We start from the raw sequence: 25,498 nt of genomic DNA on the forward strand, positions 1-25,498 counted from the left end.
TCCGTCAGCTCGCCGTATACGGCTGGGAGTGCGCGTGCGGGTTTGAGTGCAGCCTCTGCACCTCCGCACGCAGCTCTTCCGTCAGTTTCTCACTCAACTCCGGCCGACCGTGATAGGCGGCCGGAGTGTTCTGAAATAGCGCGATCCTCCACACGCCTGATGGCAAGCGCACCGCCACCAGACTCTGGATGGCATTCAGCGCCGGATTGATGTCCGTCAGATCCCGCGGCACCATCCCCGCCCCGGCGCTCAGCAGCACCCCCTCTGTGCCAAGGGAACGAATCTCCCGGATCAGTCCCACAAACGCGGCGGTGGGATACTTGGCAAAGATGTCTCCCAGCTCCGCTGAAATCGCAGCCCGTCCATTCATCTGGCTGCCGTCGAAGCCAACCACGCTGCCATCATCGTGGAAGAGTGCCGCCATCCCGCTCGCGTCCCGGGCGTTCCATGCTGCCAGGAGGTGATGGTAGAGATCCGTGATTTCCCTGACCTCTTCGATGTTGGAGGGATCGGTAGCCATGCCCTCCATCGAAGCAGGTTTGCCGCGAAGTGGCAAGCTGGCTTGCGCTGGACCCTCTGCGGGCCCCCACGGAAGGGGCTCATCACGTTATGACATCGCACCCATAGGGGAGCCCCATCTCCCAGTACCCCTCCACATCATACCAACGTATAATTGAGTCGCCGGACGATCACGAGCACGCTACGATCATGCGATCGATCCAAAACAGGGCAGCCCCGCCTCGAAGGAGGCAGGACTAGGAACACAGTCGAAGTCCAAGATGAGTGCCTCTACCCAGAATCGCGATCTGCCGCCGCGCATCGCTGAGACACCTCCAGATGAATGCGCGGACGCCCGCGCACGCCGGCACAGCGAGGCCTACCTCGCTGCGGCTCAGAAGCTCAGCCGCACGGGCAGCTTTGGCTGGAAGATCCCCTCAGGCGAGGTCTACTGGTCTGAGGAGACTTTCCGTATCTACGAATACGCGACCACCACGCGCCCCACCCTTGATCTCATCCTCCAGCGCGTGCATCCGGACGACGCAGAGATGCTGAGGCAAACCATCGAGCGCATCACGCAGAACCGGACGGATTTCGATTTTGAGTTCCGGCTGCTCATGCCGGATGGGGCCGTCAAATATCTCCGCGCCGTGGCGCATCCCGAGTCTGAGGTAGGTGGAGGCGTTGAATTCGTCGGTGCCATCATGGACGTGACGGAGGCAAAAGAGGCGGAAGAAAGGATCCGACTGATCATCAACACCGTCCCAGCACAGATCTGGACGGCGGATGCCGACGGCCAAATCAACTTCATCAGCCAGCGTCTGCTGGATTACTTTGGATCGAGCCTGGAAGAGGCAGGCAGGCAGGAGCCGGGGCTCTATGCCCACCCCGAAGAGGCCGCCGACTTCCTCACCCTCTGGCACACCAAGATCGCCGAAGAGAAACCCTTCGAATGGGAAATGCGGCTCCGAAGCTCCAGTGGGGACTACCGCTGGTTTTTGAGCCGGGCCTCCCCGCTCTTTGACCGAAACGGCAACATCTCCGGCTGGTATGGGAACAACGTGGACATCCACGAAAGAAAACTGGCAGAAGAGAAACTGCGGGAGACCCAGGCCTATCTGACGGAAGCGCAGAGGCTGAGCGGTACGGGCAGCTTCGCCTGGAACCCTCACACAGGCAAAGTCCTCTACTGGTCTCATGAGTGCTACTTCATGCTGGGATTCGACGAGCGGGAGGGCATCCCGCCCTTTGAATCCTTTTTGAACCGCATTCACCCCGATGATCGGGCTGGCATGGTAGGCCCGCTCGAAAGGGCCATCCGGGATCAGTCAGATTTCAATCACAGCTACCGCGTCATCCTGCCCAATGGCGAATGCCGGGACATCCAGGGTATCGGTCATCCCGTGTTCAACACCTCCGGAGAGCTTGTGAAGTTCGTGGGCAGCGTGGTGGACAACACCGAGAGGAACCGCTCTCAGGCAGCGATCCGTTCGAGCGAGGAGAGGTTCCGCCTGATCGTCGATAACATTCCTGGTCTGCTGTGTACGCACACCGCAGAAGGAGCCCTCGAGTTCGCCAATCAGCGTCTCCTCGACTACACTGGAAGAACGCAGGCAGCCATCCAGCAGTGGGACTGGGTATCGCTCATTCATCCTGACGATCTGCCCGAGACGCTCCAGCTCTGGGCACACTCTTGCGCGACGGGGGATCCCTACTCCGTGGAACACCGCACCCGGGGTGCCGACGGCGTTTATCGGTGGTTTCACGTCTGCGGGCTTCCCCTGCGTGGCGAAGGCGGGCGCATTGTGCGCTGGTACATCCTCCTCACTGCCATTGATGACCGGAAGAAGTCTGAGGAGGCGCTGAGCAAGGCCCAGATGGAACTGGCGCACATCACGCGCCTCACCACCATGGGTGAACTGACAGCCTCCATCGCCCATGAGGTCAATCAACCGCTCGCCGCAGTGGTGAACAACGCCAATGCCTGCCTGAATCTCCTGCAGGCGGGTGCCCCCGATCTGGGTGAGGCACGGGTCGCTCTGGCTGAAATCGTGGAGGATGCGGACCGCGCGGGAGCCGTGCTTTCCCGGATCCGGCAGATGGTCAAGAGATCGCCACTGGCGAAGACCTCGCTGGACATGCGGACAGTCATTGCAGACGTGTTGCTGCTGGCTCGCGGCCAGTCGGTTGCCCGCTCGGTCGCGATTCGCACAGAACTGCCCGATGAAACCCTTCCCGTCCTGGGAGATCGGGTGCAGCTCCAGCAGGTGCTGCTCAACCTCGTGGTCAACGCCATGGACGCAATGAAGGCGGTGGAGATTCCCGAGCGAAGCCTGCTGATCCGGGCACGCCGCGAGGACCGTCGAGGAAATTACGAAACCTGGGTCAGCGTCCAGGATTCCGGCACGGGCTTCGCCTCGGAAGACATGGACAGCCTCTTCAACGCCTTTTACACCACCAAACCGCAAGGCATGGGCATGGGCCTGTCCATCAGCCGATCCATCGTCGAGGCCCACGGCGGCCGATTGTGGGCGGAACAGAATGAGCGGGCGGGCGCAACCTTCACCTTCAACCTGCCCGGCGCAGGCACCAACCAGCCATGAGCCAGGTCACCGAAGCAGAGCCCATCGTATTTGTAGTCGACGACGATGAGTCAGTTCGACGCTCCACCGAGCGCCTGATCCGCTCGGCTGGATTCAAAGTCCTGACATTCGCCTCCGGCCGGGACTTTCTCAAGCAACCTCGTCCGGAGAGCCCAGCCTGCCTGGTGCTCGACGTCCGCATGCCGGGACTGAGTGGCATGGATCTTCAGCAGGAGTTGGGGAACTCCGGGCTCAACATCCCCATCATCTTCATGTCTGCCCATGGCGACATTCCCATGACCGTGCGAGCGATCAAGGCGGGGGCGGTGGAGTTTCTCCCCAAACCCGTCCGCAGCAGTGTCCTGCTGGACGCCGTGCGCACTGCCATCGAGCAAGACCGCGCCGCCAGTGAGGAGCGGGCTGTCACGGGGCAGTTGCGTGAGCGTTACGAGCAACTCACCCCTCGCGAGCGTCAAGTGATGGGCCTCGTCGTTCAGGGCCTGCTGAACAAGCAGGTGGCCAGCGAACTCGGTACAAGTGAGATCACCGTGAAAGTCCAGCGAGGCCGGGTGATGCAGAAAATGAAAGCGGAGTCTCTCGCGGATCTGGTGAGGATTGCCGAGCGGCTACGCCCCCTTCTCCAAACGAACCTGCTCCAGTAAAGATCACCTCATCATACGAAGGTATAATGGAGAGATTTACGGTGAAGCCGATAGTTGTAACAGAATGAATTTGACCCACGAGGTGGCCCCCGCATCGCCACTTGTCTCCATCGTTGACGATGACCCCTCGGTCAGAAGCTCAGCCCGGCGCCTCCTCCGCAGCTCCGGTCTGCAAGCAGAGGCTTTTGCCTCGGGCGATGACTTTCTCCGGTCTGAATTCATTGAGAGGACTGACTGCCTGCTGCTCGATGTGTACATGCCAGGAATGAACGGCCTGGAATTGCAGCAACGTCTCACAGAGATGGGCCGACGCATTCCGATTGTATTCCTCAGCGCCAAGGCAAGCGAGGAGGAGGAACGTCAGGCGTTGCAAGGCGGGGCCGCGGCATTCCTGCACAAACCGGCACGCCAGGAAGCGCTGCTGCAGGCCATCCGCGCTGCCATCTCGAACGCCTCTCTCTGAGAGAGGTTCGCGGTTTTAACAATTTAGTCAGCCGCCTCCAGCGACTGATCCAGGCGTGCACGCCGGTGCATACCTAGGTATCATTGAGATGCCCGCCCATTGGGTGTTCGATTTTCAACCATGAAAACGACACCCACAGACAGGGACACAGCATTGTTGATTTCGATTGTGGACGATGAGCCATGCATCCGCGGCTCGCTCAGCAGACACATTCGATCCGCAGGCTACAGGACGAAAGAATATGATTCCGCTGAGGCTTACCTTACATGGGGCTGGTGGGATGAAGCAGCGTGCTTGATCGTCGATGTCCACCTGCCCGCCATGAGCGGACTGGAGTTGCAACGCTACCTGGCAGACCGACACCCCGGCCAGCCCATCATCCTCATTTCTGGAAGGGCGAGCGAAAATGAGCAGACCTGGGGAATGATGAAAGGCGCAGTCGCCTTTCTCACCAAGCCCTTCAGCAACGAGGCATTGATGCGCGCCGTGCGCAAGGCAGTGGCGCAGCGACCGTCCGTTGTCGATCCAGCACCGTCGCCTCATGAAATCTGCCAGATGTGCAGCGGGTGCCCGAGAGCGATGGCGACACACCCCGACACCTCTCACAACGCCACGGCGGAAGTGAGATGCTCCCGCTGCCGCAAGGCGTGACCGCTTCACGCACTTACATCGAACCCTTCGCACCTCCAGGCGCCAGGCCGCACCCCGGCTGCACAGGATACCTAAGTATAAGGCACCTAGGTATAATTGAGGACACGGCGGCGGGAAGTTAGTCTTTTGGAGTGAAAGGCAAGCAAACCCAATCACACCCAAAATATATGAAAATCGTCGTTATCGGAGGCAGCGGGCTGATCGGCTCCAAAGTCGTGAAGCATCTCACCCAACAAGGTCACGAGGTCGTGGCCGCATCTCCTTCCACAGGGGTCAACACCATCACCGGTGAAGGCCTGACGGGAGCGCTCACAGGCGCACAGGTCGTCATTGATGTCGCCAACGCTCCTGCGTGGGATGACCAGGCCGTGCTAAACTTCTTTGAGACCTCGGGACGCAACCTTCTCACCGCGGAGGCTGCTGCCGGGGTCAAGCATCACGTGGCACTGTCCGTCGTGGGCACCGAGCGCCTGCTCTCCAGCGGTTATTTCCGCGCGAAGATGGCTCAGGAAAGCCTCATCAAAGCTTCGTCCATTCCCTACACCATCGTCCGGGCCACGCAGTTCTTCGAGTTCGTGGAAGGCATTGCCAAAGCCGCGACCGAAGGTCAGACCGTTCGGGTTCCGGCGGCACTGATGCAGCCTATCGTCTCGGACGACGTCGCCTGCTTCGTCGCGGACATCGCCCTTGAGAAACCCACTAATGCCATGATCGAGGTGGCTGGCCCGGAGCCGATCCGTCAGGACGAACTGGTGCGCCAGTACCTCGATGCAACGGACGATCCGCGCACCGTGGTCACCGATCCCTCCGCGCGTTATTGGGGCATCGCGTTGAACGACCAGAGCCTGACTCCCGGCAGCGCACCCCGACTCGGCCGGACACGTTTCTCGGACTGGCTCAATCACACCGTGGCTCAAACGGTCGCCCACTGACAGGAAAACGGCATTCAGGAAAGAACAAGACCATGAAAACCAAATTGTCCTCCCCAAGTCAGCCCCTCGCCCGCAGGGTCTCCACGATCCTCGGAATCGCGCTCCTTTCGTCCGCATTGGCTGGCATCTGGGCGGCGGAACCGGTTCAGGTCACGGACCTGATGACGAAGGAGCTCGCCAACGTCCCCGGCAAAGAGGTGACGATGCTCTCGGTGCAATACGCTCCAGGCGCAGCGGACCCTGTCCACCGCCACAACGCGGCGGCCTTTGTCTATGTGCTCGAGGGCTCAATCGTGATGCAGATGAAGGGCGGCAAAAAGATGACGCTGCATCCGGGGCAGACCTTCTATGAAGATCCCCACGGCGTTCATCTCGTGGGTAAAAACGCCAGCGACACGGTGCCGGCAAAGTTCCTGGTGTTCCTCATCAAGGAGAAGGACGCGCCAGTTCTTGTGCCCGTCACGGAATGACAGGCATCCAGCAAAGAAAACAAAACACTCAGTTAACTTATGAAAACACAAGTGAGACCATCAAACGGAACCAAAACGGAGGGCAACTCCTCGAACTCCCGCAAACGCGAGCCTGAGGAATTGGTCCCCTCGCGCTACGCGCTGCAGATCGGTGAAATTGAGGTACTGGTCATCAGCGACGGCGTGCTGCCGCTCCCCACTGCCATGCTGGGACACAATGCTGAGCCAGCCGTCCGGGCGGCCTGGATGAGCGACCACTTCCTGCCACCGGACGCTTTCGACTGGGCGTTGAACGTGGTCATGGCACGCAGCGGCGGGCAGACCATCCTCATCGATGCCGGCCTGGGCCTGGATCCGGACCTGCACCTGCCTCGCGCCGGACAGTCCATCAAACGTCTGGAAGCCGCTGGCATCGATCTTTCCTCGGTGACTGATCTCGTGCTCACGCACATGCACATGGATCACATCGGCGGACTGCTCGTGGCGGGGGTAAAGGAGCGGCTCCGTCCTGACCTGCGGATTCATGTGGCGGCCTCTGAGGTCAAGTTCTGGGAGTCCCCTGACTTCTCCCACACCTCCATGCCGCCGGGCTTTCCTGATGCACTTCGTGCGACCGCGAAGCGGTTCATCAATGAATACCGCGATCATGTGCAGACGTTTGAGGACGAGTCTGAAATCGCACCGGGCATCATCGCCCGCCGCACCGGTGGCCACACCCCTGGGCATTGCGTGGTTCGCCTGGCATCCGGCGGTGAAGCGCTGACCTTCGCGGGTGACGCGGTGTTCGCCGTCGGGTTCGACCAACCCGACTGGTACAATGGCTTCGAGCACGACCCTGAAGAGGCCGCCCGCGTTCGCACCCGACTCCTCACGGAGATTTCGGCGAGCGGTGAGCTACTAGTAGCCACGCACCTGCCTTTCCCTTCCTTGGGGCGGGTGGCTGTCGATGGCGACGCCTTCCGCTGGGTGCCGATCTTCTGGGACTATTGATCCCTTGTTGGCCTGGCCCAGCGCTCACCTCACAACACATCGAACCGGGGCTGGAAAGCCAGCCCCGGCATGACACGAAGCGAATCACGAGACCCGTTTTGGTTAATTTCATAAAACCCATCTGCATCAGAACCCAAAATTTCATGTCCACGACGATGAATGCCATCAACCCCGCCGAAAACCCGAAGGTCGAACACCGCACACGTGAGTTCCTCAGAGCTCTCAATTCCGGCGGCGGCCCACCGATGGAAACCCTGACCCCAGCCCAGGCACGGAAGATCCTGGTGGACGCTCAGGCTTCGGTGTCTCTCGATCTGCCTGAGTGCTACATCGAAGCAAAGACCATCACTCAGGATGGGCTCAATGTGAGTCTGACCATTGTCCGTCCCGCAGGCAGCAGCGAAGTGCTGCCTGCTTTCATCTTCGTGCATGGCGGTGGCTGGGTTCTCGGCGACTTCCCCACCCACGAGCGCTTCGTCCGCGACCTGGTGGCCGACAGCGGCTGCACGGCGGTGTTTGTCAACTACACGCCTTCACCAGAGGCTCACTACCCCACCGCGATCAATGAGATCTATGCCGCGACCAAATGGGTCGCCGACCACGGCGAGGAAATCCGCGTTGACGGTCGCCGGTTGGCGATCGTGGGCAACAGTGTCGGCGGGAACATGACTGCGGCCATCGCTCTGAAGGCCAAGCTGGAAGGTGGACCGGAACTCAAGTGCCAGGTGATTCTCTGGCCGGTCACCGATGCAAACTTCGACACCGCATCGTACCACGAGTATGCAGAGGGCTACTTTCTCTCGCGGGCGATGATGCAGTGGTTCTGGGACGCTTACATCCCCGATCCCGCACAGCGTCGTGAAATCTACGCCTCACCTCTCCAGGCGACGATTGAGCAACTGGCGGGGCTGCCTCCGACTCTGCTCCAGGTGGCTGGCAACGATGTGCTGCGTGATGAGGGGCTCGCCTACGCACAGAAGCTCGACGCTGCCCGTGTGGATGTCACCACGGTACGCTACGAGAACCTGATTCACGATTACGGGCTGCTTAATGTGGTCAGCCAGGTGCCCGCCGTGCGCCAGGCCCTGCATCAGGTGGCAGAGATGCTGAGGCAGCACTTGAAATAAGCGCCAGCATCGAAGCCACATGTTCAGTCATTCAATCCTAACAATATTTCCATGAATCTTCTGACAGGAAAAGTCGCCATCGTCACCGGTGCCTCCAAAGGCATCGGCGCGGGCATTGCCAAAGCACTCGCTGCCGCAGGTGCCTCCGTGGTCGTCAACTACGCCTCCAGCCGGGCCGGGGCCGAGCGCGTGCTGGCGGAGCTCGCCGTTGCTGACTGCAAGGCCATCGCGGTCCAAGCCAGCGTCTCCGATCCCAAAGACGTCGAACGGCTCTTTGCGGAAACCAAGGCTGCCTTTGGCCGGCTCGACATCCTTGTGAACAACGCGGGTGTCTTCAGGTTTGAGCCCTTCGAAGACATCTCGGTGGATGAGTTCCATCGAGAATTCTCCACCAACGTGCTGGGGCCAATTCTGACCCTTCAAGAGGCCATCAAGCAGTTCGGATTCGAAGGCGGGAGTGTGATCAATCTGAGCTCACTGGCGGGCAGTCACTCCCTGCCGAATGGCATCCTGTACTCAGCCACAAAAGCAGCCGTGGAAAGCCTCACGCAGGGATTGTCAGCCGAGCTAGGAGCACGCGGCATCCGGGTCAATGCCATCGCGCCAGGCTACACTCGGAGCGAGGGAACGGAGGCCGAAGGGCTGCTCGGTGAGGAGAACATCAAACACTACATTTCCCTGACGCCTCTCGGACGCTTGGGGGAACCGGAGGACATCGCCGCCGCCGCCGTTTTCCTGGCTTCCGATGCTTCTGCCTGGATCACGGGAGAGACCATCCGGGTTGGCGGCGGAGCCCGATAAATGGCGTCGAAGGTTGGCAAAAAAAGAGCGTTGCGCCCAGTGAGGGCCGCAACGCTCTTGCTTTCTTGGGGGACAGAATTACCGCGCTGCAGTGGTTACTTCCGGCTTGGCGGGCGTCGCGGGCCGCACCGTGGCGCCCTGCAACAGGGAGTCAGGCGGGTTCAAGATCACACGGTCAGCGACCGTCACGCCGTCGAGGATCTCCACATTAGGACCGAAGTCACGCCCCAACTTGAGCGTGCGGAGTTCCACCTTGTTGTTTGCATCAATGACGCCGGCCTGAATACCCTCAGCACGGAACAGCAGGGTGTTCGCAGGCAGCGTCAGCGCCACATTCTCCTGAGCGTGAGCCAGACGCACCCTGGCATAGCTGCCAGCGAGAATCTCGCCCTTGGAATTGTCGATCTCCAGCTCGGTCAGTAGCGTGCGGGAGGCCGCATCGATCGCACCAGCGGTGCGCACGACTTTGGCTTCAAAGGTCCGCCCCTGGGCCTCAGGGAGAGCGATCTCCGCAATCTGCCCCAGCTTCACTGCGCGAGACTGGCTCTGGGGAACACGGATGTAAGCACGGAGGCGGTCCGTGCGAGCGAGACGGAACAGCTCATGGCTGCTGCCTGCACTTACGAGCTGGCCCACATCCACCTGCCGGGCGGTGATCGTCCCGGCGAACGGTGCCGTGATCTTGGAGAAGTCCACGAGCTGCTCCAGGCGCTGCACGCGGGCACGCTCGGCATTCACCGCCGCTGTCTTCAAGGTGAGGTCGGCGCGCTTCTCATCCACCTCCTGGATGCTCACCAAACGGGTTTCTGCCAGGGTGGCCCAGCGCTTGGCCGTGGTGTCGGCCAAGGCACGAGCAGCTTCAGCCTGCTGCAGCGTGGCGTGCGCCTCCGCCACCTCACGATCCAGTTCCGGCGTTTCCAGCTCTGCCAGCGGGTCACCGGCCTTCACCACTGCGCCCAGGTCCACGGACCACTTCCGTACATAGCCGCTGGCGCGGGCATACACCGGTGTTTCGATCACGGGCTTGAGCTCTGCCGACAGGGTCAGAGAGTCCGGCACTTTGCCCGGGCCCGGAGCCACAGTATCGAAGGTGGGTGTGGCCAGTTCCTCAGTCTCAGCCGCCACGAGGGCGCGCTGCTGGAGGCGCGGCACCATGCCGAAATAGACACCGGCCCCCACGAGGACGATGGTGCCAAGGAAATAAACTCCCAGGCGGGGTCGCCGGCCACCGGGCACGACGAGGATTTGAGGTTGAGGCGGGCTGGTCGCCGTGGGAACGCCTGGGGTGGCGGGAATGTCAGCATTCATGGTCTGAAAAGAGAAACGGGGGTTTGATGAAAATACCTTACGATTGAAAGGGATCAGGAAGCCGCGGTTTTCATGGCCGCCGCGGGAAGGGCCACATCGTCCTCATCCATCAGGAGCGGATCCAGCACCGCCACCTTCGGGCGATGCAGGAGGGAAAACACCGCTGGCACGAAGAACAGCGTGGCCAGGGTGGCCAGCGTCAGACCGCCGATCACCGCACGGGCGAGCGGGGCGTTTTGCTCACCGCCCTCTCCGATGCCCAAGCTCATAGGCACCATGCCGATGACCATGGCCAGGGCCGTCATGAGCACGGCACGGATACGGGTGCTGCCAGCATTGAAGGCAGCCTGGAGCGGCGAATTGCCCTGCAACACGTTGTCACGGGCGAAGCTCACAATGAGCACGGAGTTGGCCGTAGCCACCCCCAGACTCATGATGGCCCCCATGAGGGCGGGCACGTTCAGCGTGGTCTGTGTGAGGAAAAGACCCCACACCACCCCTGCTATGGCGCCCACCAGGGCGGTGATGATGATGAAGGGGTCCACCCAGCTCTGGAAGTTCACCACCAGCAGCATGTAGATGAGCGCAATGGCCATGATCATGCCCATGCCCAGCCCGTGGAAACTGCTGCGCATCGTCTCGGCCTGGCCGCGCATCATGATGTAGCTCCCCTTGGGAAGCTCATGTTGCATGCTGTCCACCAGCTTCTGCACATCCGCCACCACGCCGCCCAGGTCACGACCGCTCACGCCACCGAAGATGTCGATCACTGGCTGCACGTTGTAGTGCGAGATCACACCCGGGCCTTGACCGCGCTTCAGGGTGGCGAGGTTGGACAGGAGCTGCCCGTCCCCCTCACCTGCCTGGCTGCGGCTTACAGGAATGGCTTCCAGATTGGCCAGGGAGTCCATCTCACGCTCCGGCGTTCTGGCATTGATGAGGTACTGGATTCCGTTCGTGGGGTTCAGCCAGTAAAGGGGCTGCACCTGACCGCTGCCGCTCAAGCTGAGCAGCACTGAGTTGGCCACATCGCGCTCCGTCAGGCCGATCTCCGCGGCCTTGTCGCGATCCACATCCACGGTGAACTGCGGCTGGTCAGCCGCCTGCTGCACACGCACATCCACCGCACCGGGAATGGCGCGAATCTTCTCCGCCAGACGGGCTGCGATCTCGCGATTCGCCGTCTGGTTCCGGCCGTAGATCTGCACGTCAAACGGGGCTGGCAGACCGAAGTTCAGCGTCTGGCTCACGATGTCTGCTGGCAAGAAGTAGAAAGTCGTTCCAGGAAACTCCTTATTCAAACGCAGGCGCAGGCGGCGCACATGCTCCTCCGTGGGCTGGTGCCCGGGGTTGAGGGACACGAGAACGTCCGCATCCCCCGTGCCATAAAGGCCGTTGTTGGAGTACGAAAGGCTGATGCCGGAGTTGGGAATGCCGATGTTGTCCAGGACGCCAGCAATCTCATGGGAAGGGATCTCCTTCCGGATCGTCTGCTCCACCGCATCCACCAGACGGGCGGTTTCCTCGATTCGCGTACCACTTCGGGCGCGCAGGTGCAGCTTGATCTGGCCGGCATCCACCTGCGGGAAGAAGTCCTGCCCGAGTTGCGGCACCAGGGTCAGCGAGCCTGCGGCCAGGGCGAGGAAGAGCATCACAAACACCACACGCTTCTCCAGTACTGCCCCCAGCAGGCGCTGGTATCCGGCATGGAAACTGGAGAAAGCCCGCTCGAACCCGCGCTGAAATGCCACAAAGGGACGCACCAGCAGGAAGGGCTTTTTGCCACCGGTGGCGGGTGCGTGACCATGGCTGCCGTCTTCCGGACCGTGATGCGGCACGTTCTTGTAGAACCATGCGATCAAGGTGGGCACCAGGGTACGGGAGATGAAGTAGCTGGCCAGCATGGCGAAGACCACCGCCTCAGCCAGAGGCACGAAGAGATACCGCGCCACCCCGGTGAGGAAGAACATGGGCACGAACACGATACAAATACAGATGGTGGACACGAAGGCCGGCAGGGCAATTTCCTTGGACCCGTCCAGAATGGCCTGCACGAAGGATTTCCCCATGCTCATGTGTCGGTGCACGTTCTCGATCTCCACCGTGGCGTCATCCACCAGGATGCCCACCGCCAGGGCAAGACCTCCCAGCGTCATGAGGTTGATGGTCTCCCCCATGGCACTGAGAATGGCGATCGAAGCCAGCACAGACAGCGGGATGGACACCGCAATGATCACGGTGCTGCGCCATGAGCCCAGGAACAGAAGAATCATCAAGGCAGTGAGGGCGGCCGCAATGATGCCCTCATGCACCACGCCATTCACCGCCGCGCGCACGAACAGCGACTGGTCCGCAAACTCTTCCACCTTCAGGTCTGCAGGCAGGCCAGACATGAGGCGGGGCAGCTCGCCCTTCACGCTATCCACCACCTGCAGGGTCGAGGCCATGCCGCTCTTCATGATGGTGAGCAACACACCGCGCACGCCGTCTTTGCGCACCACGTTCTGTTGCGGTTGATAACCGTCCCGCACCTGGGCGACATCTCGCACGTAGATTGTCGCGCCGTTGACCGTTTTCACGGGCAGGTTGTTCAGCTCATCCAAGACACGCGGACTGCTGTTCACGCCCACGTTGTATTCCGTCTCTTTGATCTTGGCAGTACCGGCGGGCAGAATGAGATTCTGCGCGTCCATGGCGTTCACCACGTCACGGGCCGTGAGGTTCTTGGACTTCAGAGCCGTAAGGTCCAGGTCCACGGACACCACGCGCGTCTTGCCCCCATAGGGCCACGGGATCTGCGCCCCCTGTACACTGGCCAGTCCCACGCGGACCTGGTTCTGCGCCGTATCATAGATCTCCTGCTCGGACATCTTGTTGCTGGTAAACGCATACTGCAGGATCGGCACCGTGGAGGCGTTGTACCGGATCACCAGCGGTGGCGTCTGCCCCGGCGGCATCTGCTTTAAGATCGTCTGCGCCACAGCCGTAAGCTGGGCCACCCCGGCATCCACGGAAGCACCTGGACGGAGGAACACCTTGATAATCCCTACCCCGTTATAGGAGTTTGACTCAATGTGCTCGATGTCATTCACCGTCGCGCTCAGCGATCGCTCGTGAATGTAGAGAATGCGCTGCTCCACCTCCTGAGGGCTCAGTCCCGCATACTGCCAGATGATGGAGATCACCGGGATGTTGATGGACGGGAAGATGTCCGTAGGCGTCCGCACAAGGATCACCGGAGTGGACAAGAGGAGCACCAATGCCAGCACGACAAAGGTGTAAGGGCGCCGAAGCGCGAGGCGGACAATCCACATGGGGTTACCTTTCGATAATTATTGGGCGGGCAGATAACCGATTTGCGCGCATTTTCCCAATACAAGCTTGGTCCCGCACTGATAGGCCGCACGTATCAATGGCCATGGAACTGCGACATCTTCGTTACTTCACCGCGGTGGCGGACACTTTGAACTTCCACCGGGCGGCGGAGATTCTTCATGTGGCACAGCCTGCGTTGAGTTCGCAGATCAAGTCTCTGGAGGAGGAACTTAACGTGCAACTCTTCATCCGAAACACGCGCTCCGTCAATCTCACGCATGCAGGACGCGTCTTTCTTGAAGAAGCTCGCACGGTTCTTTCCGCTGCCAATCAGGCAGAGAAACGGGCTCGCCATGCCGATCAAGGCTTGGTCGGCACGCTACGCGTGGGCATTATCGCGCCTACCGCCAACGCCTGGCTGGCCAAGATACTTCGTTGTTTCCATCAGAAGTTCCCAGGCGTACAGCTGTCCCTCTATGACCTCACCAGCACAGAGCAGATTCATCGTCTGCGCGCGGGGGAACTGGATGCGGGTCTGCTGCGACCACCGGTGGGTTTTGCGGAACTGGACTCGATGCATGTTGAGGAATCCAGCCAGATCCTGGCCATGCCTGCTGGCCATCGCTTGTCCCGCAAAGAGAAGCTGACCTGGGCCGACTTTGACGGCGAAGGGCTCGTGATGATGGACCCTCGGGTGCAGCACGGGTACTATGACTCGTTCCTTGCCGAGTGCGCCAAGGTGGGCGCCACGCCACGAGCCGTGCAATACGCTCACGACATCCAGACCAAGATGTGGCTCATCTCTGCAGGATTCGGCATCGCCCCCACCACGGCGACCCTGGCCCAGGTCAAACGCCCGGGCCTGATCTTCCGCCCGCTGCCCAAGGGTCTGCCCAAAGTGGAGACCGTGCTCGTTTGGCGGAAGCAGGATGAGTCACCCATCCTGGCGAACTTCCGAGGTTGTTTCAAAGAACTTTCAACGGAGTCGTGAGGGGGCGGGGGACAGGGTGGGGAGATGGAGTGACGGAGGAATGAAACTCAAGATCAAAGGCACCGGCGCTCCCAGATCACCCAGCGCATCCAACACCTGATCCCGCGAAGCGGGATTTTGGAGTGCGTGCGGGAACCGCCGCTTTGGCACCCCTTGTGATTTCCTGTTACCCTTCGCTTTCCTGCAGCGTCACCGTTCCTTCCCCTTCGCTACCACCCCCAACCACCTGCCCCACACAGGACTCTCGAAAGCGGCGATTATCGCCGCACTCCTGAAGAGGCTTCGCATCCAGGTGGTGGTCATCTGTCGCACAAGATACAGAGTATCAGCCTCCAGCTTCATGTGCGGCCCGCGGCCAATGCCCATTCCCCCTCTCCCACTCTAGCGATTCTGGCACCCCTTCAGGGTGCAAATTTTTGTGCAGCTTTCCAGGGGTGTCGCTACGCTCAACCCCTGGCTACCCTCTGGCATGCCTTCGGCATGAGGAGACAATCGCGACAGCAATCATAGGAGAATGTGAAAGCCGCCGCACTCCTGAAGAGGCTTCGCATCCAGGTGGTGGTCATCTGTCGCACAAGTTACAGAGTATCAGCCTCCAACTTCACGTGCGACCTCGTGGCGAAGCTCATCCCCCGCTCCCACTCTAGCCGTCATCTCCGCCATGCCGAAGGCATCTCAGAGGGTAGCCAGGGGCCGGGCGAGCTTGACGAGCCCTGCCCCTGGTATCTTTGATATTTCATTGCACCCTGAAGGGGTGCCAGAAAGCGCGCGCAACGCGTCAAACTATTTCACCGCCCCGGCCACGGCACCTTGCAGTAACTCAGCGATCACCGCGTCCACGGACTTCTTCTGCTTGGCCGCATAGGCCTCCAGAGCTTCCATCTGCTTCAGGCTCAGCTTGGCCTTCGCGGTCACGGTCACGGCATCAGGAATGGTCTGCCAGCTTGCTTCTGCTTTGGCAAGATCGGCGCTGCTGATGCCCAAGCTCTTCAGCACTCCCTTGGCCATCATGAGATTGCCAAGGTGATTCATGTGCACGCCATCGGTGGTGACGTTCACCTTGCCACCGCCAGGAGCCTCCTTGGACTGCGCTTCGATCATGTCAGCGTTGAGGTCTGCAACCGGCAGCTTGCGCTCCTTGGCCAGATCACGAAGGAACTCGTTGTAAGCCTTGGCCTTGGTGTTGTTGGCATCATCCAGCTTGGGGCCGATGAGTGTGGAGGTGAGGATGACCACCTGGATACCAGCCTTCTGAGCGCGATCCACGATCTCCGTGATGTTCTTCTTGTACGCATCCAGTTCCACACCGCGGGGCCCGTGCCACACGTCATTCACACCGCAGCTCAGCGTCATGACGTCCGGCTTCTTGCTAATCACGTCCTTGTCCAGACGGGCCAGCATATCGTTGGACTTGTGCCCGCTGATGCCTGCAGGGATGGCCACGATGTTGATGCCTGCGGCCTTGAGCCCGCTTTCCACCAGACGCACATATCCGCCAGGGTGGCTGGCTCCACCCTGCGTGATGGAGTCACCGAGGAACGCGACCTTGGTGCCGGTCTTGACCAGTGGCGCATCGGCAGCCGACAGCGCAGTGACAGAGAAGGCCAGAGCGGCAACCGCCAGGGCAATTTGAGGGAACGAGTATTTCAACTTCATGATGAGGAGGTAGAGACGTGAGAATTGATTGAGCAGCAAAGCCAGCCTGGGAGCCAGCTTGATATTAACGCGCCGTTTCGATCAAAATTAGTGATCGTCCCGGCCCGGACTTGCCCTTCACTGGCCGGAAGCGTCCGGCGGCTGATCAGCAAACCGCAAATCCCAGAGGTCCTTCGTCGCGCCTTTCACTACGAGTCCCACGCGATAGGGTACATAACCGACGTTAAAACTGCGGAAGAACACGTGGTTCCAGCCCTTCTTCAACTGCACCGGCCGGGAGGCGGTCATGAGCTGCTTGGCCCCGCCTTCCTGATACTCCTTGAGGGGCACATCCAACCCCTCGCCGTTCAGGGACCAGCGAATGTGGGTCATGCGATGCCCTTGAAACTCAAAAGTCACCTGCTTGTCCTCCGGCACATGCACCCAGGTGGTGCCGTAGTTCACCTGAGAGCCTTCCCCACAGATGATGCGAGTATCGAGGTCCGCCACCTTGGCCGGCTTCCACTGCAGACGCTTCTGCTCGGGCCAGTAGCCTTTGATCTGAGGCCCCTCGTAGCTGGCCTTCAGATCGACGTTGCCATCATCCGGCGGGAACGTCGCGGCTTCATAGAACTTCTGCACCTCCGGCTTGTTCTGCGGATCACGGGTGAACTTCTCCGCCCCAGGGCCGCCGAATGGCCCGAGCAAATGCCAGTGCTGCACCACCACCCCACGGTCCAGTCCTTCAAAGGTCAAAGGTGCCCAGGAGCCGGGGTAAAATCTGGCCTCACTGGGCTCATCATAGGTCTCGGCACTGGCGGAACCGTCCGTGTTGGCCCACCAGAACTTCTGATGCCCTCCCAGATTGGCGTCAAAGTTAACCTGGGTGCGGAAGGCTCCGTCGAATCCAGCTTTCAGCGCCGGGAAGGCAGCACGATGGATCGAGGCAACAATGACGAATCCTTTGCCATCCTCATCAAGGGCGTGGCCTAGCTTGACTCCTGCAACGTCGCCCACGTGCTCGAACGCGGCCTCCCCCACGGGCGTGCGATAGACCTGCCGTTTCCCTTTGGCACTCGGCCACTTCGGATACAACCCCACCACCGCAGGCTCCAGCCTGCCCTGATTCTGAAAGAGGCCGAATACCAGGCGAACATCACCGGACCGGCCCGCCCCAGCCCCTTTGGCCGGAGCATTGAGATCCCCCTGGAAATAAAAGCCGACGGTCTCCGAGGCCTGGTCGTGCGTGAACAGCCGCTCCAGTGGCGGGGTGGGCTTGGGCTGGAACTTCTCCCCCAGCCGGACATGCCAGCGCAGATAGAGATGCTCCGGATCATACAGACCGCGTGCTTCCACGAACCGCTCCTTGCCAGGACCATAGGTCACCGCAGCAGCTCCTTCCCAACCTGTGAGCGAGCCATCCAGGACGGCCCCGCCCAAGGCGGGCGAAAAGCGGGCCACGCGCGCCTTCCCTGCCCCACCGCGAAGGCTCAGGGCCATCTCCGGTGGCGATGCCACCTCACTGGAGCGGATGCTGACATCCTTCGGCAGCGAGGTCAGGCGTCGTACCGGATTCTCCGAAAGGGTCCACCCCTGCATTTCATACAACAGAGGAGTGTACTTCCCTGAACCGTAGAAGATGCGCCCGCTGGCGGGATCCGGGAAAACACTGCCCGCAAAGAACTCCCCTGGCTGCTGATAGACGCCAGTGCCCTTGCGCTCGCCCGGAGGAAACAGGGTGTCCACATACAGGCCGTCCTCCGTGTACAGGAAGAGACCGCTGCGGCTCTGGTCCACCACGGTCAGCAATCCGTTGACAGGCTTGAAGAGACGCATGCCGCCGGTCAGCTCACCCCGGCGCGGTGCACCGCCCAGCACGCTGCGCCCCACCCGCCATTTCAGGGCAAAGCCCCCTTTCCCATCCGGCACATAGCGGGAGACCTTGTGCTGGGGGCCGCGATTGGCGTCAAAGTTGCGTCCGCCGCGAGCCTGGACGTAGAAGCCATCTTTCATCGAACCATCCACCTGCATCCAGTCACTGGAGAAGTTGTCCGAGAGCTCGTTGCCACCGTGCAGCGCATTGGCCGTGGCGGCTGTGCGTGCCGCAAAGACGGGATCCGTCAGCACCTTCTGCCAGTTCTGGAAGACCGGGTTGCCATGGGCATCAAACGACTCAGGAGCCAGCCGCCACACCTCCTGTCCGCCCATGGCCGGGGCCACATAGCTCAAGTCTGCCAGCCACCGCTGACCGTGGTAGGTGAGCACGCCCTTGGGCACCTCAGCAGGGCGCAGTTCCTCGGCATCCGCGGCACCGTTGTTGTTGGCATCATTCCAGAAGGAGTATTTTTTGTCCTGCTGGATCAGGCCTGCGGAGCGCTTCCACTGGTTGCCATCCAGACGGTAGATGGTGAGGTTCTGTTCACTGGCGAGATAGAAGCGGTCCTGCACACGCACGGCCACCGGCTTGTCCAGCCCCTTGCGCTGCCCCGCCTCGACATCCGGCCAGACGGCATCCACCCGCCACTCGCGGGTTTGAGGATGAATTTTGAACCGGGTCAACCAGCCGCCATGGCCTGGGAGATACACGGCGGAGGAATCCGCGGGATCGATGGCATAACCATTGTTGCACTTGGTCTGGTGGGAGAGGAAGTCCCGGATCAAGGTCCCGTCATTGGCATTCCACTCGCTGACCCGGTTGGGCCCTTCCTGATCCACCACCAGCAGACGATCCAGCCCATCTTTGTCCCGCCAGGTGGCGAGCTTCCCAGGAGCCATGAAGGTCTCCCGGTTATATTTGCCCGGCTCCTGGCGCGCCGCGCGGCCAAAGGTTCGCAGTACTTTCCCGTGATCATCACACTGGTACACCTTGTTGGCCGAGGCATCGCTGAGGTAGAAGCGTCCAGCGGCATCGCGCTCCAGGTCTGCAGGGACGATCAATGGCGGCACGTCGAACACCTTCCGCCATTCGCCTGCGGGCAGGCCTTCCTTGAGGGTCAGAGCGCTTACCACGAACCCGCCCTCCCGCGCTTGAAGCGCGTAGAGAGCCCCGCCCTGCAGAATGAGGGCATGCGGACGCTCCAGTTTCAGCGTCTGGAGGATGCGCCCATCCAGGCCGTCATGCACCGTGAGTTGATCCACAGACTCCGTCTTGCTTTCGACATGCCGGTGCGAATACGAGCCTCCTCCGACCACGGGCTCGGCGACGATCTTGCCCCGCTGGGCCACATACACGATCGGCTGCGATCCCGGCGTGTCGCGAGTGACCGCCATGCCAGTGACCCAGCCTTCCGGCAGATACCCGTTACGACGGTTCGCCCCCGGGCTCTGGCCGAAGGATTTCTGGTCCGCGCGATAGACAAAGCGAGGCCCACCATCGGTGCTGAAGGCCCATACCATCTCTCCATCGGTAGCCGCCACAGGACCACCTCCTGCGCCACCGGAGGCAAAGGCCCGGACGAACTGCTCGTAGCCGATGGGCTTGTTTAAGTCGAACATGGGGCAGTTGGTCCCGTTCTCGAGATACTGGTAGTAGAATACGGCGACGCCATTGGGCCCCACCGCCACATCCTGAAGCGGGGCATTCACCGGATCCCCGCCAAAGGGAACGGGAAGCTCCCAGCGATCTGGCGACGGCAGCCAGGGGGAGGCCCCACCAGCGAAACGCGGCGTGATGGCATGCATCTCCCCGTCCACCGGCCAGACGCGCGCTTCAGAGTAGATGCCCTTCAGGCCGTAAGAGCCGGGAGGCACGGGCATGAAGTTCTCATCCAAGCCATCCCATCGCACCGTGAACCGCCCCTTGTTCTCCGCTGTGACCGTGAAGGGCTCGCCAGCCACGAAGGTGCTCACCACCCAGTCTGGGCGGGACTCCTCCACCGTGGCCAGGGTGACCATGTAGGTCTTCCCCGGCGTCTTGGGCAGTTCAAAGCTGATAGGAACGCCCTCACCCGCAGCCTCTGCGCAGGGCGATGACATTCCCAGGGCAATCCATGCAATGGCAACAAAATGAGATAAACGCATGTAAAAGCTGAGGTTGAGGAAATCCGGATCTTTGAAATAATCATGACGCCACCCGACCTCACCGGCCGGTGGCAGGCAGGAACTCCGCCCGGCCCCAGGCAGGGCCAAACTGGAAGTAGGAGCCCGGCGGAATCTTCCGCAGATGCTCGCGCTCGCGATCAAATCCCGGGCGCGTGATGTCCACCATCTGACCACGACAGAGGATGCCGTCTGCATCACTCCAGTGCACCATCCAGAGAGCCCCCAGCACATCACCAGCACGCGGCGGGTCTTGCCCAGCGTGCAGAAAGCGCCACGGAATGGCAAACTCCACGGTGTAGCCCCGGCCATCGTCATCTTTCACAAAACGGCCGGACCAGCCTGCGCCCGGTTCAGGAATCACGGTGCCATGGGAATCAAAGCCGTACGCAAGCTTCAAGCGGGCCTGCCCGCTGCGGGCATCGTGCCACAGGATGAGGTTCGCCACACGGTCACTCACCGAGTCTGGCAGCGGAGCCGTCCCTTTGCGGCGGGACATTGCCACATCCTCCGCGGAGCCCTTCAGCGGCCCCCCCAGCTCCCGGTCCGCGGCCAGTCGCACGATGACGCTGCCGCCAGCGAACTCCATGCCCTCCCGGGCTCCGGCATTCCTCATTGGCTCAGGGTCACCCACCTGGGCGGCGAGATAGAGGTTGGCGGCATCATACATCATCATGCCCTCCACATGATAGGTGCTGGCAAACGGCGGCTCGCAGGCGCTGCGAAAAGCCACGGAGCGGTCCCACTCGTCCAACCGGCCGTCGATCACAACCGCCTTTCCAGAAGGTAGGGCGGCCACGCGCACCCTTTCCAGATGGCTGCGATTGTAGAGCACGCCCCCTTCGTCCTCATCCGGACGCCGGGGCGGGAACTGGCGGATGAAACGATCTTCTTTGAAAGTTCCAGGAGTCAATGCCCCTCCGGCCTGCCGGCTTAGCATTTGCCCGGCCACCAATTCAAGTCCGGCAGCATCAGCAGCCTCCGCGCGCACCTTGCCCTCATACACCTGCACACGGGACACGCCTTCAGGGGTGGCGCTCACGCCAAACTCCGTTCCCAGGTCCGTGACCTTCATCTGCGGCGTATTGACCACGAACCCGGATTCCCCTTTAGCCATGCGCACCACTAGATTTCCCCGGAGCAGCGTGGCATGCAGGGCATCATGCAGCTGCATCTGGGCCGGGCCCTCCAGGATGAGGGTGACCCGGGAATTGGTTTCGATCTCCAACAGGCCACTCTGCAAATCCAGAAGGCCCCGGGACAGCTCGGTGCCCACCAGCAGCTCCCGCCCGCCGTATCCGCTGGCGTGACGCACATCCCGGACCTTGGCGATGGATTCACCTGTGAACACCGGCCACCTCATGGTGAACCAGATTCCGATCAAGACCACCAGCACCGTGGCCAATGACCCCACCCACCACAGAGGAGTCCGGCTCGATAGCGCTGGCACTCGGGCTCGGCAATCAGCAGACTGGGCGCCGGTCGGGGCAGTGGCCGCCGCCACATGCGCAAGGTCTCCCGGCATAGTCCCCCTCCCCCATCCGAGGCTCCGGGCCTCCCAGCCCAGACCGGCATGCACCTCCAGGTAGGTGAGGAAAACGAGCCGCGCCGTTTCATCCCGGGCCAGCCACTGCTCGAGCTCTTCCAGCGTCGAATTGGTCAGGCACCCCGCGACGTAGTGCTCACACAGCACCTTCAGGCGATCCACCTCGTGCTTGGTCATCGGGCACCTCCTTCCAGGACGGTTCGCTGAATACACTCATGCAGAATCCCTCTGATGTGTCGCACCACCTTGTACAGGGCATTGGCGCTCCGGCCGGAGGACTCCGCCGCCAGCTTGATGCCCCCGCCGCCCTCGCTCCCGTAGCAGTCCTCCAGCACGGACCTCTGGTGGGTGGTAAGTCCGGCCATGCACCGGTGCAACGCACGATGGCAGTCGTCTAGAAACGACGCATGCTGCTCGCGGGTGGCCACCAGCAACTCTGCCACCTCTTCACTCAAAAGGGTGCGCCGCGTGGACTCCCTTCTGCGGAAATTGCGAACGTGGTTGTGAGCGATGCCACAAGCCCAGCTGGCGAACTCCCCGGCGCTGGCATCAAACTTGGCCCGACTCTGCCAGAGCGTGAGGCAGGTCTGCTGGAAGAGGTCCTCCACATCCTGCCTCTGAGGCACCAAGGTCACCAGAAAGCGATAAACCCGGGGCTGATTGGCCACGAGCAGGCTGACGAAGCGCTCATCCGCTGCCGCCAGCTCAGAATCTTTGGATTCGAAAATGGGAGGGGTGCTGGACATGATCCGATCCGATTCGACCTTTCTTCAGATAACTCCGCAGCGACCCGGGTTCTGTGGACTTTTTTCAGGGCTGTCCTCAATGGGCTGAAGCCGGCAGGTAGAGACACAGGCCTTCCGCCCCGTAAAAGCGGATCCGGAGTGTGTGCGGAGAAGGTCGCGGAGCGTGTATGCCACAACCAGAGTTGTCGCCAGCGCCGGAGGTTGGCCGGGAAATTCGATCTTTTTTCGGTGATCGCGACCTGGAAGCCGAAGGGCGGGGAGGGCAGAGCTGCCGGGGTGATTTCTTGAGAGGAGAACGAGCTGACTGCGCGCGTTTGGGGTGGCCGTCAAAGTTCGTTGGCGAGTCCTGACAGAACGGTCTGCGGCGGGACGTCGGAATCGCCCCATCTTCCCCAGACTCGGCACCCGCGTGCCCTGGCGGAAATTGCTTCGAGCGATGGGATGCAGGGATTCACAGCCCCCCTCCGGCGACTTCGAGTTGACCGCATACCGATGATCTGGTCATCCGCATACCATCGGCATCTGAATGGGTGCACATATTCAGTGATCACGAAGCAGTCACGTTTCCGCCAATCGCCCCCTAAGCAAGGGACGGCATTGAGTCAATGCCTCTTGTCGTAGTCACAAGGCGCGGAAAAGCGCAGTCCAGTAATCAGGAATCAATATCAGTTCCAGAATTCGACATTCTTTGGAGAAAGGTGCGCTTGCTCCTTGCGCCAGTGAAAGGTTAAGTGGCGACATTGCGTTCGCACCCTCTCCGTCATGGCTCACCGCCGGCGAATTGACACTGAGCAGCATGACTTCCACTCGCAGCGTACTACAGGCCGTATTGACAGGGAGCCTCATCCTGATGACGGCATGTGCCCTCTATGCGCTGTGCGCAAAGCCAGTTTCAGTGTTGAACGTCGGAGCTGATCGTTTTCGAGCCAGCAAGACGCCCACAGTTTACTTCTTAAAGAGCCCACGTCTCGCGCGCGCCGCCGAGTCCAGGCAGCCTCTCCTGGTCCTGGCAAATGACATCCCGCTGCTTGAATGTCAAAGCGTCAATCAGTTGCCGCTCCAAAGCAATGCGAGCTGGTGCGTGAAGGAGAACAGCCTGTACGTCAACACACCCGCCTATACGGAAGTCACGAAGTCATCCACCCGCTTCGAGATCGTGTCTGACCGGGCCAGCAGATACCGCCGCATCGCCAAAACCTCCGCTGTGTTGGCTCTGATCGCCGCAATGATCCTGCTAGTAAACTCGCTGGATGACGTCCGCTCGTCCAGACAGCCTCGGGTCGGCCCAGTCCGACTGGGAACGTTGGATTCACTCCGTGGGGTGGCGGCCGTGGTGGTCATGTGTTGCCACGCGCAAATCTTCCTCCCACCCCCGAGCGATAATCCGGCAAGTGCGAATCTACACTTTGTGGAGAAGCTGTTCTCGACAGCGTCCCCGTTTTCGATCCTCACCAATGGCCTGTTCATGGTCCATGTGTTTTGGTTTCTAAGCGGAACGGTGCTCACCCTCTCCCTATTCGCAAGACGCACTCGCAAAAATTTACTGGCGGCAGCGGCCAAGCGATACTTCAGACTTGCCCCGCTATGCATTGTTTCCAGCTTGGCAGGATTCATGGTTGTGAGTCTCACGGATGGAACACTGCTGTCCACCTACCGACAAGCCCAGGGAATTTCAGCAAGCACTTACGCGGATACAGAATTGGTCCACAAGCCCCTGGCCCACGTCGTCAAAGACGCCATCTCTCTTGCCTCGACTTACAATGCCCCTCTCTGGACCATCCGCCTGGAGCTGCTGGGCTCCCTCGTGCTGTTTGGCGTACTGGCGCTGTTCCCCAAGCAGAGATGGGAGACCGTTTTGTGGGCGGTGCTGGCCGTTGCATGTGCCTTTCATGACACCCTGTACTTCGCAGCGGATTTCTTTGGCGGCATGGTCCTTGCCAGTCTCATTCAGCAAAAAGAGACCGTCATGATAAGCTTGTTTGGGCGCCGATGGATATCAGGAGGCATCATCTTCCTGTTTCTCATGATGGCTGCCGCAGGAACAGGCGGGTTGAGCGCCTGGATTGGGATCCCCCGCCATTTAGAACATCTCCTCCAAACCGCAGCTTCGTTCGGCATGGTAGCGGCGGCCTTGTATTCGCCGACCATGGTCAAAGTACTCTCTTGGAAACCGCTGCTTTGGGTGGGAGAGCGATCATTCGGACTGTATGTCTCTCACGTTGTCCTTCAGCAGTCGATCGGCTTGTATGTCGGAGCCGCGCTGATGACTGCTGGCACTTCCCCAGGCACTGCCATCGTGGCAGCGACTATCACATCCACGTTGGCATCCCTTGGTGCCTCCCACTGGCTGACGAAGGCTGTTGATCAGCCCAGCATCGGCTTCGCCAACGAAATCGGTGCGTGGCTGGTGAAGCCGGCGACATTACTCCTTGGGCACCGTCCAGCCAAAGAGCAAACACAGTAGCCCCCAACCCGATCCTGGGAGATCTGGCTAAAGGCCAATGCCATCAGGGAAAAGGAATATGCCCCGAGCGCGAACGAGAGACGCTGCGGCGCATCCACTTCGCGGTCGGCTGATTGTGCAGGCTCATGAGGGCCGAAGGTCCGGCGTGATACCAGCCTTGGTCAACGCCCAAGGAATAGATGACCAAACAACCCTTGAGGGCTGAAAGGCCCGGCCTCATCAAGCCTGCCCACGACGAGCATCCCTGAATGACCCCGGGCCTTCAGCCCTCAACCTCTC

General features: G+C 60.9%; 18 protein-coding genes. 11 read left to right on the plus strand and 7 right to left on the minus strand.

Going from position 1 to position 25,498, the window contains the following annotated elements; all coding sequences use genetic code 11:
• Positions 1-4 precede the first annotated feature (4 nt).
• Complete coding sequence (locus BV106_RS33610) at positions 5-520, minus strand: SgcJ/EcaC family oxidoreductase (protein ID WP_051946886.1); 516 nt, start codon at positions 518-520, stop codon at positions 5-7.
• A 259-nt stretch (positions 521-779) separates the two neighbouring features.
• Between BV106_RS33610 and BV106_RS33615 the strand changes: the two genes are divergently transcribed.
• From BV106_RS33615 to BV106_RS33655, 9 genes are all read left to right on the plus strand, one after another.
• Complete coding sequence (locus tag BV106_RS33615) at positions 780-3,101, plus strand: PAS domain-containing protein (RefSeq protein WP_051946867.1); 2,322 nt, start codon at positions 780-782, stop codon at positions 3,099-3,101.
• The gene (locus tag BV106_RS33620; RefSeq protein WP_038172355.1) at positions 3,098-3,742 is read left to right on the plus strand and encodes a response regulator transcription factor; all 645 of its coding nucleotides are present in this window, start codon (positions 3,098-3,100) and stop codon (positions 3,740-3,742) included. Before BV106_RS33615 ends, BV106_RS33620 begins: the two co-directional genes overlap by 4 nt.
• A gap of 64 nt (positions 3,743-3,806) precedes the next feature.
• Complete coding sequence (locus tag BV106_RS33625; RefSeq protein ID WP_038172356.1) at positions 3,807-4,205, plus strand: response regulator; 399 nt, start codon at positions 3,807-3,809, stop codon at positions 4,203-4,205.
• 120 nt (positions 4,206-4,325) lie between these two features.
• Positions 4,326-4,856, plus strand: a complete 531-nt coding sequence (locus BV106_RS36690) for a response regulator (RefSeq protein ID WP_051946870.1) — start codon at positions 4,326-4,328, stop codon at positions 4,854-4,856.
• A 167-nt stretch (positions 4,857-5,023) separates the two neighbouring features.
• Positions 5,024-5,788 carry an SDR family oxidoreductase gene (locus BV106_RS33635; protein WP_038172357.1) on the plus strand — a complete coding sequence of 255 codons (765 nt, stop codon included), beginning with the start codon at positions 5,024-5,026 and terminating at the stop codon, positions 5,786-5,788.
• Positions 5,789-5,949: 161 nt separating this feature from the next.
• The gene (locus BV106_RS33640) at positions 5,950-6,258 is read left to right on the plus strand and encodes a cupin domain-containing protein (protein ID WP_343123389.1); all 309 of its coding nucleotides are present in this window, start codon (positions 5,950-5,952) and stop codon (positions 6,256-6,258) included.
• A 39-nt stretch (positions 6,259-6,297) separates the two neighbouring features.
• On the plus strand, positions 6,298-7,248 hold the full coding sequence (locus BV106_RS33645; protein ID WP_051946873.1) for an MBL fold metallo-hydrolase: 951 nt from the start codon (positions 6,298-6,300) through the stop codon (positions 7,246-7,248).
• A 143-nt stretch (positions 7,249-7,391) separates the two neighbouring features.
• The gene (locus BV106_RS33650; protein ID WP_051946876.1) at positions 7,392-8,375 is read left to right on the plus strand and encodes an alpha/beta hydrolase; all 984 of its coding nucleotides are present in this window, start codon (positions 7,392-7,394) and stop codon (positions 8,373-8,375) included.
• A 51-nt stretch (positions 8,376-8,426) separates the two neighbouring features.
• Positions 8,427-9,176, plus strand: coding sequence for a glucose 1-dehydrogenase (locus BV106_RS33655; RefSeq protein WP_038172359.1), 750 nt, complete (start codon positions 8,427-8,429; stop codon positions 9,174-9,176).
• A 78-nt stretch (positions 9,177-9,254) separates the two neighbouring features.
• Here BV106_RS33655 and BV106_RS33660 read toward each other — a convergent pair whose 3' ends face one another.
• Both BV106_RS33660 and BV106_RS33665 read right to left on the minus strand, forming a co-directional pair.
• A complete protein-coding gene (locus BV106_RS33660; protein WP_051946877.1) occupies positions 9,255-10,484 on the minus strand; it encodes an efflux RND transporter periplasmic adaptor subunit in 1,230 nt (409 codons plus the stop codon).
• Between the two features lie 53 nt (positions 10,485-10,537).
• A complete protein-coding gene (locus BV106_RS33665; RefSeq protein WP_038172360.1) occupies positions 10,538-13,798 on the minus strand; it encodes an efflux RND transporter permease subunit in 3,261 nt (1,086 codons plus the stop codon).
• Between the two features lie 104 nt (positions 13,799-13,902).
• Between BV106_RS33665 and BV106_RS33670 the strand changes: the two genes are divergently transcribed.
• The gene (locus BV106_RS33670; protein WP_038172400.1) at positions 13,903-14,790 is read left to right on the plus strand and encodes a LysR substrate-binding domain-containing protein; all 888 of its coding nucleotides are present in this window, start codon (positions 13,903-13,905) and stop codon (positions 14,788-14,790) included.
• Between the two features lie 783 nt (positions 14,791-15,573).
• Here the strand turns inward: BV106_RS33670 and BV106_RS33675 are convergent.
• The 4 genes from BV106_RS33675 to BV106_RS33690 form a co-directional block, all read right to left on the minus strand.
• On the minus strand, positions 15,574-16,446 hold the full coding sequence (locus BV106_RS33675) for an SGNH/GDSL hydrolase family protein (protein WP_265596352.1): 873 nt from the start codon (positions 16,444-16,446) through the stop codon (positions 15,574-15,576).
• 117 nt (positions 16,447-16,563) lie between these two features.
• Entirely contained in the window at positions 16,564-20,400 is a 3,837-nt protein-coding gene (locus BV106_RS33680; RefSeq protein ID WP_265596353.1) for a hypothetical protein, read from the minus strand.
• 103 nt (positions 20,401-20,503) lie between these two features.
• A complete protein-coding gene (locus BV106_RS33685) occupies positions 20,504-22,186 on the minus strand; it encodes a FecR domain-containing protein (RefSeq protein ID WP_038172365.1) in 1,683 nt (560 codons plus the stop codon).
• On the minus strand, positions 22,183-22,755 hold the full coding sequence (locus BV106_RS33690; protein WP_038172366.1) for a sigma-70 family RNA polymerase sigma factor: 573 nt from the start codon (positions 22,753-22,755) through the stop codon (positions 22,183-22,185). Before BV106_RS33690 ends, BV106_RS33685 begins: the two co-directional genes overlap by 4 nt.
• Positions 22,756-23,551: 796 nt before the next feature.
• Between BV106_RS33690 and BV106_RS33695 the strand changes: the two genes are divergently transcribed.
• Positions 23,552-25,219: an acyltransferase gene (locus BV106_RS33695; protein WP_038172367.1), complete on the plus strand. Its 1,668-nt coding sequence runs from the start codon at positions 23,552-23,554 to the stop codon at positions 25,217-25,219.
• The last annotated feature ends 279 nt before the right edge of the window (positions 25,220-25,498 follow it).

It is taken from the genome of Verrucomicrobium sp. BvORR106 (assembly GCF_000739655.1).
GTDB lineage: Bacteria > Verrucomicrobiota > Verrucomicrobiia > Verrucomicrobiales > Verrucomicrobiaceae > Verrucomicrobium.

Bases quoted from the DNA above. Each gene is read 5' to 3' on its own strand.
- BV106_RS33685 (WP_038172365.1), bottom strand. From the start codon at position 22,186: ATGACCAAGCACGAGGTGGATCGCCTGAAGGTGCTGTGTGAGCACTAC.
- BV106_RS33610 (WP_051946886.1), bottom strand. From the start codon at position 520: ATGGCTACCGATCCCTCCAACATCGAAGAGGTCAGGGAAATCACGGAT.
- BV106_RS33665 (WP_038172360.1), bottom strand. From the start codon at position 13,798: ATGTGGATTGTCCGCCTCGCGCTTCGGCGCCCTTACACCTTTGTCGTG.
- BV106_RS33670 (WP_038172400.1), top strand. From the start codon at position 13,903: ATGGAACTGCGACATCTTCGTTACTTCACCGCGGTGGCGGACACTTTG.
- BV106_RS33625 (WP_038172356.1), top strand. From the start codon at position 3,807: ATGAATTTGACCCACGAGGTGGCCCCCGCATCGCCACTTGTCTCCATC.
- BV106_RS33635 (WP_038172357.1), top strand. From the start codon at position 5,024: ATGAAAATCGTCGTTATCGGAGGCAGCGGGCTGATCGGCTCCAAAGTC.
- BV106_RS33615 (WP_051946867.1), top strand. From the start codon at position 780: ATGAGTGCCTCTACCCAGAATCGCGATCTGCCGCCGCGCATCGCTGAG.
- BV106_RS33620 (WP_038172355.1), top strand. From the start codon at position 3,098: ATGAGCCAGGTCACCGAAGCAGAGCCCATCGTATTTGTAGTCGACGAC.
- BV106_RS33680 (WP_265596353.1), bottom strand. From the start codon at position 20,400: ATGTCATCGCCCTGCGCAGAGGCTGCGGGTGAGGGCGTTCCTATCAGC.
- BV106_RS33675 (WP_265596352.1), bottom strand. From the start codon at position 16,446: ATGAAGTTGAAATACTCGTTCCCTCAAATTGCCCTGGCGGTTGCCGCT.
- BV106_RS36690 (WP_051946870.1), top strand. From the start codon at position 4,326: ATGAAAACGACACCCACAGACAGGGACACAGCATTGTTGATTTCGATT.
- BV106_RS33645 (WP_051946873.1), top strand. From the start codon at position 6,298: ATGAAAACACAAGTGAGACCATCAAACGGAACCAAAACGGAGGGCAAC.
- BV106_RS33640 (WP_343123389.1), top strand. From the start codon at position 5,950: ATGACGAAGGAGCTCGCCAACGTCCCCGGCAAAGAGGTGACGATGCTC.
- BV106_RS33695 (WP_038172367.1), top strand. From the start codon at position 23,552: ATGACTTCCACTCGCAGCGTACTACAGGCCGTATTGACAGGGAGCCTC.
- BV106_RS33660 (WP_051946877.1), bottom strand. From the start codon at position 10,484: ATGAATGCTGACATTCCCGCCACCCCAGGCGTTCCCACGGCGACCAGC.
- BV106_RS33650 (WP_051946876.1), top strand. From the start codon at position 7,392: ATGTCCACGACGATGAATGCCATCAACCCCGCCGAAAACCCGAAGGTC.
- BV106_RS33690 (WP_038172366.1), bottom strand. From the start codon at position 22,755: ATGTCCAGCACCCCTCCCATTTTCGAATCCAAAGATTCTGAGCTGGCG.
- BV106_RS33655 (WP_038172359.1), top strand. From the start codon at position 8,427: ATGAATCTTCTGACAGGAAAAGTCGCCATCGTCACCGGTGCCTCCAAA.